The sequence below is a fragment of the Microbispora sp. H10830 genome, from assembly GCF_014161375.1.
Taxonomy (GTDB): Bacteria; Actinomycetota; Actinomycetes; order Streptosporangiales; family Streptosporangiaceae; genus Microbispora; species Microbispora catharanthi.
Genome location: NZ_JABBWX010000014.1, coordinates 208,097 through 225,091, shown reverse-complemented (window position 1 = coordinate 225,091; position 16,995 = coordinate 208,097). Strand labels below are relative to the sequence as shown.

Genomic DNA, 16,995 nt, shown 5'->3' with positions numbered 1-16,995 from the left:
GCGGCGGCCGCGTCTCGTACGCCGGCTCTGTATGGGCGATCAGAGTGCGCGTCGCCTGACCGCCGCCTCGAGGTTGTCGAGCTCGTTGCCGCGATGGGCGCGGTGCTGCTGCGTCCAGGTCTCGTCATGGAGGGGAGCGAGCGTCATGACCAGCTTCGTGCGGTCACCGGCGGGCTCGATGTCGATGGTCGTCAGGTGCTCGTACGGCTCGTGACCGGGCACGAAGTCGATCAGCGACAGATAGGAGAGGCGGGTCCGCGACGCGACCTCGGTGAACGTCTTGCGGAACTCGGCCGAGAGTGGATTGCCGGTGTTCCGCATGAACGCGACCTGTTCCGGCGAGGTCGCGGTCATGGTGTACCGCAGCCGACCGCCGGGCCTGAGCTCCAGCTCGCTCACCCGGATCTCGAAACCGTCGGGGACCCACCACTCCTCGAGGCCGGCGGCGGTGGTCAACAGCTCCCAGACGAGCTCCGCCGGAGCGTCGTAGGTGCGCTCGAGCCGTGCGGTGTCCGAGCTGGGCGTGAATTCGGTGCTCATCGATTCTCCTCGTTCCGTGGGTTCTGTGGGTTCTGGGATTCTGGGGTTCTGCGGGTCTGGGGTTCTGCAGGCCGGGCTTGCGTGGGCCGCGTTCAGTCCCAGCGGCTGATTTCGCCGACGGGGTAGGCCGCGAACGCACCGCTTTCTGCGCCGGTCTTGAGGCTGGTGAGGTAGGAGCCCCAGTTGGTGCTGCATCCGCTCATGAATTCGCCGGCCTGTTGCCAGCCGGCGTGGGTGAACAGCAGCGTGGTGCCGCCATGGCCGCTGGGCCGGAGCGTGAAGGTGATCCGGGTGTCGATCCAGGTGTCGGGCCCGTCGGTGACCCGCCACACCACCTGGTCCGGGGTGTCGGTCAGGACCCGCATGACGGCGGCGGGCCGCTCGGCGTCGCCGAAATAGACACCGAAGCTGGAGCCGACGGCGTGTTCGCCGGTGAGCGGCCGCCCCGTCCACCAGCGGGCGATGCCGTCGACGCCGGCGATGAGGTCGTGCACCCGCTGCGGCGGGGCGTCGATGCTGATGCGATGCAGGATGTCAGGCATTTCGGGTCCTTTCGGTCAGGCCGCGACGAGTACGCCGGGCGGATCTGTCGGGCGGATCTGCAGCAGTGACGAACGGCCGGGCGCCGGACGGACACCACCGCTGGAAAAAATCCGTCGACGGCCGCTGTCCGTCCACGGCGACGCCGTTCGTCTGATACTTGACGCGATGCCGACCCCTGACCGGAGGACCCATGCAGTACGCGTTGCTGGCCTACAGCCCGGCGGAGACCACGGACCGGGCGACGCGCCCGATTCCGGATGCCCTCGCCCCCCTGCTCGACCGGCCGGACGTCACCGGCTGGACGCGGCTCCACGCTGACGAGTCGGCGACGACGCTACGCAACGACGAAGGACGGATGCTGCTGACCGACGGACCGTTCATCGACAGCAAGGAGTACCTCGCCGGCCTGATCCTGATCGAGGCCGACGACCTCGACGGGGCACTCGTCACCGCCGCGGAACTGCTCCGGACGACCAGACCCGGCACCGCGATCGAGGTGCGGCCCATCCTCGACGGACGCTTCCGTGGCGCTTGACGCCGTCTTCCGCGACCAGTGGGGTCGCGTGCTGGCCACATTGGTCGGGATCCTCGGCGACATCGAACTGGCCGAGGACGCGGCCGCCGAAGCGTTCGCCATCGCCGCCGAACGCTGGCCACGCGACGGGGAACCGGCCAACCCCACCGGCTGGCTCATCACGACCGCACGCAACCGCGCCATCGACCACCTGCGCCGCCGGCAGGTCCTGGCCGACAAGACGAATCTGCTCACCCGCGACCTTGAGACCGGGCCACAGCCACGGGAGGTACTCATGGACGACGCCGCCGCCATTCCGGACGAGCGGCTGGAGCTGATCTTCACCTGCTGTCACCCGGCGCTCGCCCTCGAGGCGCAGGTGGCGCTCACCCTGCGCACCCTCGGCGGCCTGTCCACCGACGAGATCGCGCTGGCGTTCCTCGTCCCGTTCGAGACCATGAGCAAACGACTGACCAGGACCAAACGCAAGATCCGTAACGCGGGCATCCCGTTCGCCGTGCCGCCCGATCACCGGCTGCCCGACAGGCTGGCGGCCGTCCTCGCCGTGGTCTATCTGATCTTCAATCAGGGCTGGGGCGGTGGCCGCGTCGACCTCACCGCGGAAGCGATCCACCTCGGCCGGGCGCTCGCCGGCCTGATGCCGGACGAACCTGAAGTGCTCGCGCTGCTGGCGCTGATGCTGCTGCACGACGCGCGCAAGGCGGCCCGCCTGCGCGACGGGCAGATCGTCCCCCTCGACGAGCAGGACCGCACTCTGTGGGACGCGCGGCAGATCGACGAGGGCCGAGCGCTGCTGCGGCGGGCCATGGCACGCGGGCGCACCGGGCCCTACCTGGTCCAAGGGGCCATCGCCGACCTCCACCTGCATGAGCCCCGCGACTGGCGGCAGATCGCCGCGCTGTACCAGACGCTCGCCCGGCAGACCCGCTCGCCGATCGTCGAGATGAACCGGGCCATCGCCGTGGCCGAGATCGACGGGCCCGAGGCCGGCCTGGCCATCCTCGACCGCCTCGACCTCGGCCACTACCGATACTTCCACTCCACCCGGGCCGAGTTCCTGCGTCGCGCCGGCCGCGACGCCGAGGCTCACCACGCCTATCGCCGGGCGCTCGATCTCGCGCAGACCGAGCCGGAACAGCGTTTCCTCGCCGACCGCCTGGCCGAGACCGCGCCCCCGTCCTGAGGAGCCCGGCCGCCCCGGCAGATGACGGGCAGCATCAACCGATCACCCCGAGCGATCGGCGGGATTCGGAGGGCCGCTAAACCGGGAGAGCGGCGGCGTCGTGCCGCAGGGCCATGACCAGCAGGGTCGCGATCAACGTGGCGATGAGCAGCCAGCTCACCGCGATGATCACAGTGGAGCGGCCCGGCCGGCGGCGGCCCGCCCCTCGTCCCTGCCGCCCGCGCCCCGCACGGTGGTTGAACGACTCGAGCCTGGCCGCAAGCTTCGGGTCCTCGTCGGTGAGGTGCCGCTCGATCATCGCCAGCATCCGCTCTTCGTCCTGCGACCAGGCCATCGCGCAACTCTCCCAGAACGCAAGGTATGTGCCGACGTTCTGCCCAACGATGAAGATCGTTAGCCGTTTCGAGGGCCGCGATTTACGACGCGTTGCACGTTGCGATCTCCATCGAACCTCTGTTCTAATCGAAGGGTGCGATGGGACGGGCTGCGCCTCGACGTGGGAATGGACACGGAGAGCGGCGGGCGTGATGGCGAGCAGGGCGATACGACACCCCTGTTCGCCCGGTCGGCCGTGACGCGGACCTTCGACACCCCGGAGTTCCGGGGCGTCACCTTCTACGAGATCCACGCGCGCTCGATCATCAACCGGGTCCCCTCCGCCAGCCGGGTTCCGTTCGAGTGGACGATCAACCCCTACCGCGGCTGCACCCACGCGTGCACGTACTGCTTCGCCCGCAGGACGCACGAATACCTCGACCTGGACTCCGGGCGGGACTTCGACTCGAAGATCGTCGTGAAGGTCAACGCCGCCGACCTCGTACGCAGAGAGCTCGCGGCCCCCCGGTGGGGCGGGCACCCCATCGCGATGGGGACCAACGTCGACTGCTACCAGCGGGCCGAGGGCCGCTACCGGCTGATGCCGGGCATCCTCGCGGCCCTGCGGGATGCCCGCAACCCGTTCTCGATCCTCACCAAGGGCTCACTGATCCTGCGCGACCTCGGGCTGCTCACCGAGGCGGCCGAGGTGACCGACGTCAGCACGGCCGTCTCGATCGGGTTCACCGACGAGTCACTGTGGCGGGCCGTCGAGCCGGGCACACCCTCGCCACGCAAACGACTGGAGGTGTGCGCCACCCTGAACGAGCACGGCATCCCGTGCGGCGTGCTCATGGCGCCGATCCTCCCCTATCTCTGCGACTCCCCGCGAGCGCTGGAGACAGCCGTGCGCCGCATCGCCGAGACCGGCGCGACGCACATCACACCGATCGTGCTCCACCTGCGGCCGGGCGCGCGCGAGTGGTTCATGGCCTGGCTGTCGCGCGAGCACCCCCGGCTCGTCCCCCGTTATCTGGAGCTGTACGGCCGGGGCGCCTACGCCCCCAAGGCGTACCAGGAACGGATCGGCCAGGCCGTGCGCGCGCTCGCCCGCGAGCACGGGATCGGCCGGTCGGCCCCGCGCGGCGATCGAGCGTCGGGGGCGCGCGGCGCCCGTGTTGGGCAACGGCCCGGCGAGCCACCGGTCCCCCAGCCCGCACCGGCCGCGACGCCCGAACAGCTCACGCTCCTTTAGGCGGCCGCCGGCAGGTGCGGCTGCTCCTGCTCGGCGCGGGACCGACCGGGCCGTCAGGTGTCGCCGGGGGGCGGGGGCTCGGCGAAGGCGCCGGCGGATGCGGCGAGGGTGGCGGTTCTGGCGGCTTGGCCGGGCAGGTCCGGGTCGGGTGGCGTGCGGAGAAGCACCAGCTGGTGATACAGGGGCGCGGTGGCGGCGATGAGCAGTCGCCGGGCGTCGGTGCGCGGCGGGAGTTCCGCGCGCTCGAGGGCACGGCGGACGATGACCTCGCAGCGGGCGTACCGGTCCTCCCAGAGCCGCCGTTGGGCGTGGTCGGCCTGCTCGGAGCGGAACGAGGCGGCGATCAGGGCCGCCACGATCGGCGGCTCTGCGGTGAGCGCGTCCTGGATCTCACGGTTCAGCGCCGCCAGGTCGCCCTCCAGGGAGCCGGTGTCCGGGGGCTGCCAGGCGTCGTCGCCCGCCGCGTCCAGGACGTCGGCGAGCAGCCCGCCGACGTCTCCCCAGCGCCGGTACACCGTCGCGCGGTGCACACCCGCGCGGGCGGCGACGGCGTCCACGGTGAGCCCGTCATAACCGCGCTCTCCGAGCTCGGCGAGCACCGCGTCGAGCACCTGCCTGCGGATACGGGCGGTTCGGCCGCCGGGGCGGGGCCGGGGCGACGGCACGGGCCGTGCGCCCTCCGGTTGGGGTGCTGAAGAAGTCATCGCTGGTGGTCCGGTTGCTCGATGAGACGACGTCGTGGCAGGATCTTAACGCACCAACTGTCGCAATAATGGCGTCATCGATGCTCTCGCGGAGCGTTCGCCAGGAAGGAACCGACGCGTGATGCCGGCTGTGCCCGCCGACCCGACCGTGCTGCATCCGATGCCCGGGCAACCGCGGGTGGTGCTGCTGAAACCGCTGATCACCTCACCGCTGATCGAGGTCGGAGAGTTCTCCTACTACGACGATCCGGACGATCCGACCGCGTTCGAGACTCGCAACGTGCTGTACCACTACGGGCCGGAGAAACTCGTCATCGGCAAGTTCTGCGCGCTGGGCGAGGGCGTGCGGTTCATCATGAACGGCGCCAACCATCGCATGGACGGCCCCTCGACGTTCCCCTTTCCGATCATGGGTGGTTCCTGGGCCGAACACTTCGACCTCGTCACCGGCCTGCCCGGGCGGGGCGACACCGTGGTGGGCAACGACGTGTGGCTCGGATACCGGTCAATGGTGATGCCCGGCGTACGCATCGGCCACGGAGCGATCATCGCCTCCGGGTCCGTCGTCGTCGACGACGTCCCCGACTACGGCATCGCCGGCGGCAACCCCGCCGGGCTCATCCGCCGCCGCTACGGGGACGCGGACATCGAGCGCCTCCTCGCAGTGGCTTGGTGGGACTGGCCGCTCCAGCACATCACCGAACACCTCCGCACGATCATGTCCGGAAGCATCGACGACCTGGAGAACGCGGCACCGGCGCCTTCGCACCCGTAATCCCACTCTTCACGCTTCCAGCACCTCGGAATCGAGCCATCAGCATGCCTTCCTCGTCCCCCCACAACCCGTTCGCCGGCTGGCTTCGCGCCCATGCCGTCCCGCTCGCCCACCTCGACCCGAAGGCGCCGCTGGACGACCTGGAGCCGCTGCGCGACATCGTGGGAGACGCGCGCGTCGTCGCGGTCGGCGAGCACTCCCACTTCATCGACGAGTTCGCACGCGTGCGCCGGCGCATCCTGCGGTTCCTGGTCGAACGCTGCGGATTCACCGTCCTGGCCTTCGAACACGGCTTCAGCGAAGGCTTCCCCCTCGACGCCTGGGCCCAGGGGAAGGGCGCGGACGACGACCTGGCGGCCCACCTCGCCGCGGCAATCCCCGTGGGAGCCGACGAGCCGTTGCGCTGGATCCGCGGGCACAACCGCACAGCCGCACATCCGGTGCGCTTCGCCGGCATCGACATCCCCGCGGCCGGCGGGTCCCTGCTCCCCGCACTCGTCCCGATCGCGGACTACCTGCGCCAGATCGATCCCGAAACTCTGCCGATGATCCAGGCGGCGATCCGGATCGCCGAATCGTTCGCCGGTGGCTCCGGGGCGGTGGCCGCCCCCGCGTGGGCGCGCCTGGACACCGCCGAACAGGACGCCCTCAGTGCGATCCTGATGCGCCTGCTCATCCGGTTCCGCGCCGTCGAACCGCTGTACGTGTCCCGCGGCGACCAGGACAGCTATGACATCGCCCTGCGTCGCCTCGAAGGGGCCTGCCACGGCGACTACACCTTCCGCGCCATGGCCGGCCTTTTCGCCGGAAGCGGCCTGACCGCCGACACCTCTGCCCGCGACGTCTACATGGCCGGCTCGGTCCTGTGGCATCTGGAGCGCTTCGAACCTGGCACCCGGGTCGTGCTGGCGGCCCACAACGCCCACATCCAGAAGGTGCCGATCTCCTTCGACGGTCACCTCACGGGGCTGCCGATGGGACAGCACCTGCACAGCGCCCTCGGCGACGCGTACTTCGCCCTCGGCCTGACGAGCACCACCGGACACACACCCGAGATGCGCCGCGATGAGAAGACGCCCTTCGGTTTCACCATCGACGACATCACGCTGGAGCCGCCAGAACCCGGAAGCGTCGAAGCCGCCTTCGCCGACGCCGGCCTCGGGCTCGGCATCGCCGATCTCCGCCGGGCACGCCGCGAGACGGCCGACGGCGCCGGCCCCGACCGGATCCGGATGCAGAGCGTCTACGTGCATATCCCCGTGCTCGACGCGTTCGACGGCATCCTCAACACGCCGGTCTCCACCGTCGCCGGCGACGTCCAGATCTGAGGACCCCGGCCTCCGCTGATCAACCTTTGCGGGGCCGAGGGCTCGTGGCTCCCCGACATAAGCAACGGAAGGACTCACCCATGGTCTTCACCCAGGCCGAACTCGACTACCTGGCCACGCAGCGCATCGGGCGGCTGGCCACCGTCTCACCGGACGGGCAGGTGCAGAACAACCCGACCAATTTCTTCCTCGATGCCGGCACCGGCACGATCGTCATCGGCGGAGGCGCGCTGGGCAGGTCGAAGAAGTTCCGGAATGTCCAGCAGGGCAGCACGGTCGCGTTCGTCGTGGACGACGTGGCGACGGTCGATCCGTGGGCACCCCGCGGTGTCGAGATCCGGGGCGAGGCGGCGGCGCTGACCGATCAGGAGCCGCCGCTGCCCGGCCTGTCCCGAGAGATCATCAGGATCACCCCAACCAAGATCGTCTCATGGGGGCTGGACGGGCCGCGAGCGAGCCGTACGGTATGACGCTGCCGGCCGTTCCGATCCTGCTCGCGAGTGTGTAGCCCCGGACGCGTGTCCGTGCGGATACGATCGGCGGCCGTGGAGGACGACGCCGAGGACTTCGTCCGCGCGCACACCGGGCTCGCGGCCGTGCCGTACGTGCCGGAGATACGGCTGCGCCTGATCACGCCCGGCGCCGGGCCGAATGCGGTGCCGGACGCGGGCGGGGACGACCGCGTGTACGAGCTGTGGGAGCGCGCCGGGCGGCTGCCCTTCTGGGCCTGCCCCTGGGCCGGCGGGCAGGCGCTGGCCCGCCACGTGCTCGACCACCCCGAGATCGTGCGGGGCCGCACCGTCCTCGACCTCGCCAGCGGCTCGGGCCTGGTCGCGGTCGCCGCGGCACTGGCCGGAGCCGCCCTGGTCGTCGCCAACGACGTCGACCCGTACGCGCTGGCGGCCGTCAGCGTGAACGCCCGCGCCAACGGCGTCGCGGTGCGGATCGCCGGTGGCGACCTGCTCGACGGGACGCCGTCCCAGCAGGTCGTGCTGGCCGGGGACGTCTACTACGAGGAGCCGCTGGCCCGGCGGGTCACCCCGTTCCTCTCCCGGGCCGGCGGCGAGGTCCTTATCGGGGCGCCGGCCCGCGCCTGCTCCTATCTCCCTGAAGGTGTGTTCGAGCAGGTCGGAGTGCATCAGGTGCCCGCCTTCCTGGAGGACGCCTCCAGCAAACGGACGACCATATATCGGCTTTCCAAGCACTGTGTGACCTAGTTCACAACAACGGAACAACTGCCGGTTACGTCATAGGGAAAGGGGATCTTCGTCTGACACGAAACGGGGCGTGACTGTGTCTTCTCTTCACCGCAGGGTGGCAAGGAAAGCGGCCAGGGCGGTCGTGCGGGCGCTGGAGGCCCGTGACCGGCAGCGTGCCCGCTCGGCACCGCCGCCCGACGGTCACGAGATCCGGATCCTGCTGCTGCACGCCAACGGCATGGGCGGCACGATCCGCACGGTCTTCAACCTCGCCGGATATCTGGCGCGCACCCACGACGTCGAGATCGTGAGCGTCGTACGGGAACGCGAGGAGCCCTTCCTCCCCGTTCCTCCAGGAGTGCGCGTCCGCTACCTCGACAACCGGCTGCCCCGCCGCAAGGGCCTGCTGTCGCGGTTCCCGAGCAGGCTGGTGCCGAAGGACGAGGCGGCCTACCACTGGTTCACCCTGCGCACCGACCTCAAGCTGGTCCGATACATTCGCTCCCGCCGCAGGGGCGTCCTCATCGGGACCCGGCCCGGTCTGAACCTGATCGCCGCCCGCTTCGCACCCCCGGAGATCATCACGGTCGCCCAGGAGCACGGGAACCTGTCCTCTCACCAGCCGCTGGTGCGCAAGCAGATCATCCGCAGGTATGGCAGGCACGACGCGGTCGTCACCCTCACGCAGGCCGACCTGCGCGCCTACGAGCGGTCCTTCGAGAAGGCGCGCAAGGACCTGCCGGCCGTGCTGGCGCAGGTGCCCAACGCGACGCCCCGCCTGAACGGCGGCGTCTCACCGGTCACCGCGAAGACCGTCGTCACCGTGGGCCGCCTGACCTGGGGCAAGGGCTACGACCTGCTCATCCGTGCCTGGGCGCATGTGGCGGCGCGGCACCCGGACTGGACGCTGCGGATCTACGGCGGCGGCCCCCGGCAGGAGAAGCTCCAGGCGTCGATCGACAAGCGCGGGCTCTCCGAACGGGTGTTCCTCGAAGGCCCGGTCGAGGACGTCGGCGCAGTCCTCGCGGACGCCTCGATGTTCGTGCTGAGCTCCCGCCACGAGGGCATGCCGATGGTCATCCTCGAGGCGATGAGCAAGGGCGTCCCCGTCGTCAGCTACGACTGCCCGACCGGCCCGAAGGAGATGATCACCCACGGCCACGACGGCCTGCTGGTGAAGCCGGAGAAGATCCACGCGATGGCCGACGCCATCTGCACGCTCATCGAGGACGAGGACCTGCGCCGCCAGATGGGCGCCAACGCGCTGAAGACGGCAGCGCGCCACGACCTCGACGTCATCGGCGCCCGGTGGGAGGACCTGCTGTCCGGCCTGGTGGCCCGGCGGCGCGGCCACACGCCCGGCGACCCGCTCGCGTACGGGTCGGCCGAGGCGAGCGAACAGGACGCCGGGGAACGGCCGGGCCCTCTCGGCGCCGCCGCGCTCGACGTCGGCCGTACGCCTGACGGCCGGACGGCACGCCTCAGCCAGAACGCGTGAACCACCGGCGGGGGGCCGCCTCACGGGCGATCCGGAGGACCGTCCGAAGAACCGCCGGCGGCACCACCCACCGCACCATCCACCACACCAGGGCCACGGTCACAGGAAGATGCCGCCGGAGACCTCGACGCGCTGTCCGGTGATCCAGCGGCTCTCCTCGGCGAGCAGGGCGCCGATCGCGCCCCCGACGTCGGCGGGCTCCCCCACCCGTCCCAGCGCCGTCTGCGACGCGAGCACGGCGCGGAACCCCTCGTCGTCCCGCATGACGCCGCCCGCGAAGTCGGTGCCGACCGGGCCGGGGGCGACGGTGTTGACCGTGATGCCGCGCGGCCCGAGTTCCTTGGCGAGGTATCGCGTCAGCACCTCCACCGCGCCCTTCACCGACGCGTACGCCGCCTGCCCCACGCTCGCGAACCTGGTCAGCCCGGTCGACAGGTTGACGATCCGGCCGCCGTCCGCGATGAGGGGCAGCAACTTCTGCGTGAGGAAGAAGACGCCCTTGAAGTGCACGTCGGTCAGGGCGTCGAACTCGCTCTCGGTCGTGTCGGCGAACGCCGCGCTGACCGCGATGCCGGCGTTGTTGACGAGGTAGTCGAACTCGTCTCGGTCCCACCGCTCGCGCAGGGTGCGGCGCAACTCGTCCGCGAAGCCGTCGAACCCGGCCACCGCCGCGGTGTCCAGCGACAGCGCCGCCGCGGTGCGGCCGAGCCGGGTCAGGGACTCGACGACCTCCTCGGCCTGGTCCTTGCCGGTCCGATAGGTGACGACGACGTCGACGCCGCGCTCGGCGAGGGCGAGGGCCGTGGCACGCCCGAGGCCCCGGTTGCCGCCGGTGATGAGGGCGATTCGCTGAGAGGTCATGATCGAAGCTCCTGGTCATCGGGGACACGGCCCCCCGGCGGGGCCGTCACGCCCAGTTCACCGGGCCGCGCGCCGGGCTGCCACGGCCCACATATCCACGGCCCACGCAGCCACGGCCCACGCAGCCGGGGCCCGCGTATCCGGGGATCGGCAGGCCGTGGATACAGGGCGCCCGGCGCGGAAGGATGAGCGGGGACGGGAGAAGGCGAGGAGGCGCGAGCGTGGACCGCGAGGGACTGGCCGACTTCCTGCGCAAGCGCAGGGAGGCCCTGCAGCCCGAGGACGTCGGGATGGTCCGCGGGCCGCGCCGGCGCACCAGCGGGCTCCGCCGCGAGGAGGTGGCCGCCCTCTGCGGCATGTCCAGCGACTACTACAGCCGGATGGAACGCCGGAGAGGGCCGCAGCCGTCGGAGCAGATGCTCGCCGCGATCGCCCGCGGGCTGCGCCTGACCCTCGCCGAGCGCGACCACCTCTTCCGGCTCGCCGGGCACAGCGCACCCCAGCGGGCGCTGCGGGGCGACCACGTGAACCCGGGGATCATGCGCGTGCTCGACCGGCTCTGCGACACACCCGCCATGGTCACCACCGCACTCGGCGAGACGCTCCGGCAGACCCCGGCCGCCGTCGCCCTGTTCGGCGACCAGACCGTCTTCAGCGGCCTGGCGCGCAGCGTCTTCTACCGGTGGTTCACCGACCCGGCCGAACGGCGCCTCTATCTGGAGGACGACCATCCCCTGTACGGACGCGTGTTCACCGCCCTGCTGCGGGAGGCCGCCACGCGCGAGGGGCCCCGCTCCCGCGCCGCCGCCGTCACCCACGACCTCCTCGGCCGCAGCGCCGAGTTCGCCGCGCTCTGGGACAGGCACGAGGTCGGTCTCGGGCACCCGGACACCAAACGGCTGCTGCACCCGGAGCTCGGCGTGCTGGAACTGCAGTGTCAGACGCTGCTCGATCCCGACCAGTCGCAGGCGCTGCTCGTCTACACGGCCACGCCGGGCACGGAGAGCCACGACAAGCTGCGCCTGCTCGCCGTCATCGGCAGTCAGCGCCTCGGGGCCTGACCGGCCCACTCCTCCAGGCGACGGGCGAGCGCCCGGACCTCCTCGCGCAGCTCCGGCGGGCCGACCACGGTGAACGGCACGCCGAGGCCGGCCAGCACCTGCGCCATACCGTCCAGCCGTTCCGCGCGGCCGGTCATCCGGACGCCGCCGTCCACCGGGGCGAGCGCGGCCACCGTCGGCGGGATCCGCCGCCGGGCCTCCTCCATCGTCGTGGCCAGCACCACCTCGACCTCGTACCGGTACGGCACGCCGGCCAGCGACGCCATGACGTGGGCGACCGCGTCGAACTCCCCGGGGGCGGGAAACTCCTCCTCCGTCATCTCCGCTCGGCCGATCCGGTCGAGCCGGAACGTCCGCACCTCCCCCCTGTGGTGGTCGTGGCCGGTCAGATACCAGCGGCCCGAGTGGAACACCAGTCCGTAGGGATCGACCGTCCGCTCGCTGTCCTGCCCCCGGTAGGACCGGTAGGCCAGCCGTACGCGGAGACGACGGCGGGCCGCGTCGGCCAGCGTCAGCAACGTGGCCCCGCTCGGCCGGGAGGTCGCGGCGGAGCGGATGGTCAGGCCGACCATGTCCTCGACGGCGCCGACCCGGTCGCGCAGGGCGTCGGGCAGCACCCGCTGGATCTTCGCGAGCGCGCTCTCCGCCGCCCCCTCGCCCACCGTCAGGCCCGCGCGGCGGCCCGCGAGCAGCCCGAGCACCACGGCGGTGGCCTCGTCGCCGGTCAGCATGAGCGGCGGCAGCCGGTAGCCCGGCATCAGCCGGTAGCCGCCGTAGCGTCCCCGCTCGGCCTCCACCGGAATGCCGAGGTCCTCCAGCCTGCGTACGTAGCGGCGCACGCTCCGCACGTCCACCTCCAGGCGCTCGGCCAGCTCGGGACCGGTGAGCCCGGGCCTGGCCTGCAGCAGTTCCAGGAAGGCGAGAACGCGATTGGTCGACATATCAGGACCGATTCTGCCCTGATTCGGCTCTAGCGTCGACGCATGACGACATACGTACTTGTCCCTGGCTTCTGGCTCGGCGCGTGGGCATGGCGGGACGTGACCGCCGCCCTCCGTGGCATGGGGCACGAGGTTTACCCCCTGACCCTCACCGGCCTCGCCGACCGCGCCCACCTCGCCTCCCCCGATCTCGACCTGGACACCCACATCCGCGACATCACCGGCCTCGTCGAGGCCGAGGACCTGCACGACGTCGTGCTCGTCGGCCACAGCGGGAGCGCCGCCGCCATCACCGGAGCCGCCGCCCGCGCGGCCGGCCGCGTGAGCCGGGTCGTGTACGTCGAGAGCGGTCCGGTGCCGGACGGCATGGCCCAGATCGATCTCACCGGGCGGGAGTTCGTCGAGAAGCGCGTCGTGGACGGCCGGCGCTACCCCATGCCCTCCTGGGACGAACTGCAGGAGTCGGGCGCGAGCCTGGAGGGGCTGGGCGAGCGCGAGCGCGCGCTGATGGCCGCCCGTGCCACCGACCAGCCGCTCGGCACGATCACGCAGCCCCTCGTCCTGGGCGGCGACGCCGCCGCGTTCGCCGCGCTGCCGAAGACGCTGGTGAGCTGCTCGTTCCCGCTCGCGCAGGTCAAGGAGCTGATCGCGACCGGGCATCCGGCGTTCGCGCCGCTGGCCGGGCCGGAGTGGGAGCTGCGTGAGCTGCCCACCGGGCACTGGCCGATGCTCTCCCGCTCGGGTGATCTGGCCGTGCTTCTCGCCGAGTTGGTGTAACAAGCCGACGCCTTTACATTGTAGATTCCCTGGGCGGGACATTTGTCCTGCCCAGGGCCGTATCGATCTCTCTACCTGGGCCGACGGCGCCCGCCTACCGTCGTCCCCATGACCACGAAAACCGCCGACGCCGTGTCCCTGACCTCGGCGACCAAGCGCTTCGGCCCCGTACGGGCCGTGGACGGGCTCACGCTCGCCATCCCCCGCGGCCAGACGGTGGCCCTCCTCGGCCCCAACGGCGCGGGCAAGTCGACCACCATCGCGCTGCTGCTCGGACTGCTGCCGCCCGACTCCGGGCGGGCCGCGCTGTTCGGGCTCGACCCCGAGCAGGCCGTACGGCAGGGCCTGGTGGGCGCGATGCCGCAGGAGGGCGGCCTGATCCCCCGGGTCACGGTCCGCGAGTTGCTGACCTTCGTGTCCGGGACCTACGCCGCTCCCCTCCCCCTCGACCGGGTGCTCACACTCGCCCGGATCGGAGACCTGCGCGACCGCCGGGTGGACCGGCTGTCCGGCGGGCAGGCGCAGCGCGTGCGGTTCGCGATGGCGGTGTGCGGCGACCCCGATCTGATCGTCCTTGACGAGCCCACCGCCGCGCTCGACGTGGAGGCCCGGCGCGAGTTCTGGAACGGCATGCGCGGGCTGGCCAGTCAGGGCAAGACCATCCTGTTCAGCACCCACTACCTGGACGAGGCCGACGAGCACGCCGACCGCGTCGTCGTGCTCGGCCACGGACAGGTGATCGCCGACGGCACCAGCGCGGAGATCAAGCGGGCGGCGGCGCTGACCACGGTGAGCGTGACCGCCGACGGCGAGTCCGCCTGGTTCTCGACTCTGCCGGGCGTGCGCCACATGGAGATCAGGGGCGGCCGGGTCCACCTGCGCAGCGGCGACTCCGACGCCACGGTCATGGCCCTCGCCCGCGCCAGCGCCGTGCGCGAGCTGGAGGTCGTCCCGGCCGACCTGGAGGACGCCTTCGTGGCCCTCACGGCGAAGGAGAACGCGTGATGTGGGGATACGTGCGGCTCGAACTGACCAGGTCCATGCGCGACGGCGGCTACGTGATCTTCGGAATCGTGATGCCGGTCGTCATGTACCTCGTCTTCACCAACCTCGGCCTGGCCCCCGGCGACCGGCACGACGCCGCGATCTACACGATGGTCAGCATGGCGGCGTACGGCGCGCTCGGCGGCGCGTTCAACAACGGCAGCGGCATCGCCGAGGACCGCGCGGCGGGATGGCTGCGCCAGTTGCGGCTCACCCCGCTGACCTCGGCCCAGGTCGTGGCCGGGAAGGTCGTCACCGGAGCGGTCGCCGTCGTGCCGAGCATCGCGGCCGTGCTGCTGGCCGGCGTGCTGGTCAACCACGTCACGCTTCCCCCGCAGCGGTGGCTGGCGATCGTCGCGCTCCTCTGGGCAGGCACGGTGCCCTTCTCCCTGCTCGGTCTCGGCAACGGCTACCGCCTGTCGGGTCAGTCGGCGGCGATGGCCAACATCGCGACCATGCTGACGCTGTCCATCCTCGGCGGCCTGTGGGTGCCGGTCGAGAACTTCCCGTCCTGGCTGCGGGCGGTCGCCGAGTGGACCCCGTCGAACAGCTACGCGGGCCTGTCCTGGCGGATCGCGTTCGGCGACGTCCCCACCCTCCGTCAGGTCGTCCTCCTGTCGGCCTGGCTGCTCGTCTTCGGCGTCTACGCGGTGTACGGCTACCGCCGCGCCGGCCGCCGGGCCTGACCGCTAATGTGACGTTCCCGATGACGACAGAACGCGACACCTGGCTCGACCCGCTACGCGAGGGCGAGCGCGGCCCCGACGCCAAGGGCATGTACATGTGGGTGACCGTGACGGCGGCACCCGTGTGGGACATCGCACACGGCCGGTCCCACCCCCTCTGGCTGGCTTGGCCGGCCGCGCTGGCCGCCGCCGGGCTCTACGTGGTCACCACACACTTCGCCTTCGCGAACCGGCGGCGCGCCCTGCCGGTGCTGGGGCTGCTCGCGGTGGTGGTCCTGGCGTCCGCCACCGGATTCCGGCACAACTGGCTCTATCTGATCGTCATGCTGGCCGTCGCCACCGGGATCACCGTGCGCGGCAAGGTCCTGCCGGTGATCCTGATCGCCGAGTGCGCCGCCGCTCTGGCCGTGGCCGTACGGGCCGGCGCATCCCTCACCGGCGTGTTCTCCATGGTCTGGGGCACGTTCACCGCGGGCCTGATACCAGCGATCATCATCCGGCTGTGGGAGGCCATCCACGAGCTCAAGGCCACCCGCGAGGAGCTGGCCCGGGCCGCGGTGACCGAGGAGCGGCTGCGGTTCTCCCGCGACCTGCACGACCTGCTCGGGCACACCCTCTCGATCATGGTCGTCAAGGCCGAGGCCGTACGCCGGCTGTCGCGGGTGGACGCCGACGCGGCGGCGGGGCAGGCGGCCGACATCGAGCAGATCGGGCGGCAGGCGCTGACCGAGGTGCGGGCCGCCGTCACGGGCTACCGGGGCAGGGGGCTCGCCGCCGAGCTCGACGCCGCCCGCGCCGCGCTCGCGGACGCCGGCATCGAGGCGACGGTCCGCACCTCCTCCGTACGGCCCGATCCCGAGACCGACGCCCTGCTCGGCTGGGCCGTGCGCGAGGGCGTGACCAACGTCGTACGGCACAGCCGCGCGTCGGCCTGCGAGATCGGCCTGCGCGACGACGGCGGGCTCCTGGTGCTGGAGATCCGCGACGACGGCCCGCCGAAGAAGGCCCAGGGGCACGGCAACGGGCTGATCGGCCTGCGTGAGCGGGTGAAGGCCGCCGCCGGCACCGTGGAGACCACGGCGCCGGCGGACGGAGGCTTCCTGCTCCGGGTGGCCGTGCCGTACGCGAAGGAGGACGGTCGGTGATCAAGGTGCTGCTGGCCGAGGACCAGGGCATGATGCGCGGCGCGCTGGCCCTGCTCCTCGGCCTGGAGGAGGACATCGAGGTCGTCGCCCAGGTCGGCCACGGCGACGAGGTGGTGGACGCCGCCCTGCGCACCCGGCCCGACGTGGCCCTGCTCGACATCGAGATGCCGGGCCGCGGCGGGCTGGAGACCGCCGCCGACCTGCGCGAGCACCTGCCCGGCTGCGCCGTGCTCATCCTCACGACGTTCGGGCGGCCCGGCTACCTGCGCCGCGCCATGGAAGCCGGGGCGCGCGGGTTCCTGGTCAAGGACGGCCCGGTCGAGGATCTCGCCGACGCCGTCCGCCGCGTGCTGCGCGGCGAGCGGGTCATCGACCCCGCGCTCGCGGCGGCCGCGCTCAGCACCGGCCCGAGCCCGCTGACCGACCGGGAACGGGACGTCCTCGCCGCGGCGGCCGACGGCTCGACGATCTCCGACATCTCGGCCCGTCTCCACCTGTCGGACAGCACCGTGCGCAACTACCTGTCGTCGGCCATCGGCAAGACCGGCACCAGGAACCGGATCGAGGCCGCCCGCCTGGCCCGGCACAACGGCTGGCTGTAGCGG

At 71.6% G+C, this 16,995-nt stretch carries 20 protein-coding genes; 14 read left to right on the top strand and 6 right to left on the bottom strand.

Annotation, left to right across the window (positions count from 1 at the left end; genetic code table 11):
• Window positions 1-39 precede the first annotated feature (39 nt).
• Both HHX35_RS31810 and HHX35_RS31805 read right to left on the bottom strand, forming a co-directional pair.
• Complete coding sequence (locus HHX35_RS31810) at window positions 40-540, bottom strand: SRPBCC domain-containing protein (RefSeq protein ID WP_182902341.1); 501 nt, start codon at window positions 538-540, stop codon at window positions 40-42.
• A 92-nt stretch (window positions 541-632) separates the two neighbouring features.
• The gene (locus HHX35_RS31805; protein ID WP_182902340.1) at window positions 633-1,082 is read right to left on the bottom strand and encodes an SRPBCC domain-containing protein; all 450 of its coding nucleotides are present in this window, start codon (window positions 1,080-1,082) and stop codon (window positions 633-635) included.
• A gap of 191 nt (window positions 1,083-1,273) precedes the next feature.
• Between HHX35_RS31805 and HHX35_RS31800 the strand changes: the two genes are divergently transcribed.
• Together HHX35_RS31800 and HHX35_RS31795 are read left to right on the top strand one after the other, a co-directional pair.
• Window positions 1,274-1,618 carry a YciI family protein gene (locus HHX35_RS31800; protein ID WP_182902339.1) on the top strand — a complete coding sequence of 115 codons (345 nt, stop codon included), beginning with the start codon at window positions 1,274-1,276 and terminating at the stop codon, window positions 1,616-1,618.
• Window positions 1,608-2,801 carry an RNA polymerase sigma factor gene (locus HHX35_RS31795; protein WP_182902338.1) on the top strand — a complete coding sequence of 398 codons (1,194 nt, stop codon included), beginning with the start codon at window positions 1,608-1,610 and terminating at the stop codon, window positions 2,799-2,801. The genes HHX35_RS31800 and HHX35_RS31795 overlap by 11 nt, the downstream gene beginning before the upstream one ends.
• 76 nt (window positions 2,802-2,877) lie before the next feature.
• Here HHX35_RS31795 and HHX35_RS31790 read toward each other — a convergent pair whose 3' ends face one another.
• Window positions 2,878-3,135: a DUF3040 domain-containing protein gene (locus tag HHX35_RS31790; protein WP_079313873.1), complete on the bottom strand. Its 258-nt coding sequence runs from the start codon at window positions 3,133-3,135 to the stop codon at window positions 2,878-2,880.
• 135 nt (window positions 3,136-3,270) lie between these two features.
• On the opposite strand from HHX35_RS31790, the gene HHX35_RS31785 reads away from it, so the two are divergent.
• Window positions 3,271-4,371 carry an Rv2578c family radical SAM protein gene (locus HHX35_RS31785; protein ID WP_310739437.1) on the top strand — a complete coding sequence of 367 codons (1,101 nt, stop codon included), beginning with the start codon at window positions 3,271-3,273 and terminating at the stop codon, window positions 4,369-4,371.
• A gap of 53 nt (window positions 4,372-4,424) precedes the next feature.
• Here the strand turns inward: HHX35_RS31785 and HHX35_RS31780 are convergent, their stop codons facing one another.
• Entirely contained in the window at window positions 4,425-4,982 is a 558-nt protein-coding gene (locus HHX35_RS31780) for a TetR/AcrR family transcriptional regulator (RefSeq protein WP_310739436.1), read from the bottom strand.
• Between the two features lie 214 nt (window positions 4,983-5,196).
• Here HHX35_RS31780 and HHX35_RS31775 point away from each other — a divergent pair, with 214 nt between their 5' ends.
• From HHX35_RS31775 to HHX35_RS31755, 5 genes are all read left to right on the top strand, one after another.
• Entirely contained in the window at window positions 5,197-5,850 is a 654-nt protein-coding gene (locus HHX35_RS31775; RefSeq protein WP_182902336.1) for a CatB-related O-acetyltransferase, read from the top strand.
• Between the two features lie 44 nt (window positions 5,851-5,894).
• Window positions 5,895-7,178, top strand: coding sequence for an erythromycin esterase family protein (locus tag HHX35_RS31770; protein WP_182902335.1), 1,284 nt, complete (start codon window positions 5,895-5,897; stop codon window positions 7,176-7,178).
• 80 nt (window positions 7,179-7,258) lie between these two features.
• A complete protein-coding gene (locus HHX35_RS31765; protein ID WP_182902334.1) occupies window positions 7,259-7,648 on the top strand; it encodes a PPOX class F420-dependent oxidoreductase in 390 nt (129 codons plus the stop codon).
• A gap of 48 nt (window positions 7,649-7,696) precedes the next feature.
• Window positions 7,697-8,395, top strand: a complete 699-nt coding sequence (locus HHX35_RS31760) for a methyltransferase (protein ID WP_220506118.1) — start codon at window positions 7,697-7,699, stop codon at window positions 8,393-8,395.
• 97 nt (window positions 8,396-8,492) lie between these two features.
• Window positions 8,493-9,875, top strand: coding sequence for a glycosyltransferase family 4 protein (locus HHX35_RS31755; protein ID WP_310739435.1), 1,383 nt, complete (start codon window positions 8,493-8,495; stop codon window positions 9,873-9,875).
• Between the two features lie 99 nt (window positions 9,876-9,974).
• On the opposite strand, the gene HHX35_RS31750 is transcribed toward HHX35_RS31755, so the two are convergent.
• Entirely contained in the window at window positions 9,975-10,736 is a 762-nt protein-coding gene (locus tag HHX35_RS31750) for an SDR family NAD(P)-dependent oxidoreductase (RefSeq protein ID WP_182902333.1), read from the bottom strand.
• A 221-nt stretch (window positions 10,737-10,957) separates the two neighbouring features.
• On the opposite strand from HHX35_RS31750, the gene HHX35_RS31745 reads away from it, so the two are divergent.
• Window positions 10,958-11,797 carry a helix-turn-helix domain-containing protein gene (locus tag HHX35_RS31745; protein ID WP_182902332.1) on the top strand — a complete coding sequence of 280 codons (840 nt, stop codon included), beginning with the start codon at window positions 10,958-10,960 and terminating at the stop codon, window positions 11,795-11,797.
• Here the strand turns inward: HHX35_RS31745 and HHX35_RS31740 are convergent.
• Window positions 11,779-12,738, bottom strand: a complete 960-nt coding sequence (locus tag HHX35_RS31740) for a YafY family protein (protein ID WP_182902331.1) — start codon at window positions 12,736-12,738, stop codon at window positions 11,779-11,781. The genes HHX35_RS31745 and HHX35_RS31740 overlap by 19 nt on opposite strands.
• Before the next feature lie 42 nt (window positions 12,739-12,780).
• Between HHX35_RS31740 and HHX35_RS31735 the strand changes: the two genes are divergently transcribed.
• The 5 genes from HHX35_RS31735 (at window position 12,781) to HHX35_RS31715 (ending at window position 16,992) form a co-directional block, all read left to right on the top strand.
• Entirely contained in the window at window positions 12,781-13,515 is a 735-nt protein-coding gene (locus HHX35_RS31735) for an alpha/beta fold hydrolase (protein WP_182902330.1), read from the top strand.
• A 108-nt stretch (window positions 13,516-13,623) separates the two neighbouring features.
• Window positions 13,624-14,520, top strand: coding sequence for an ABC transporter ATP-binding protein (locus tag HHX35_RS31730; RefSeq protein ID WP_182902329.1), 897 nt, complete (start codon window positions 13,624-13,626; stop codon window positions 14,518-14,520).
• Complete coding sequence (locus tag HHX35_RS31725; RefSeq protein ID WP_182902385.1) at window positions 14,520-15,245, top strand: ABC transporter permease; 726 nt, start codon at window positions 14,520-14,522, stop codon at window positions 15,243-15,245. Before HHX35_RS31730 ends, HHX35_RS31725 begins: the two co-directional genes overlap by 1 nt.
• A gap of 20 nt (window positions 15,246-15,265) precedes the next feature.
• Window positions 15,266-16,390: a sensor histidine kinase gene (locus HHX35_RS31720; RefSeq protein WP_182902328.1), complete on the top strand. Its 1,125-nt coding sequence runs from the start codon at window positions 15,266-15,268 to the stop codon at window positions 16,388-16,390.
• Entirely contained in the window at window positions 16,387-16,992 is a 606-nt protein-coding gene (locus HHX35_RS31715; RefSeq protein ID WP_182902327.1) for a response regulator transcription factor, read from the top strand. Before HHX35_RS31720 ends, HHX35_RS31715 begins: the two co-directional genes overlap by 4 nt.
• Window positions 16,993-16,995: the final 3 nt, after the last annotated feature.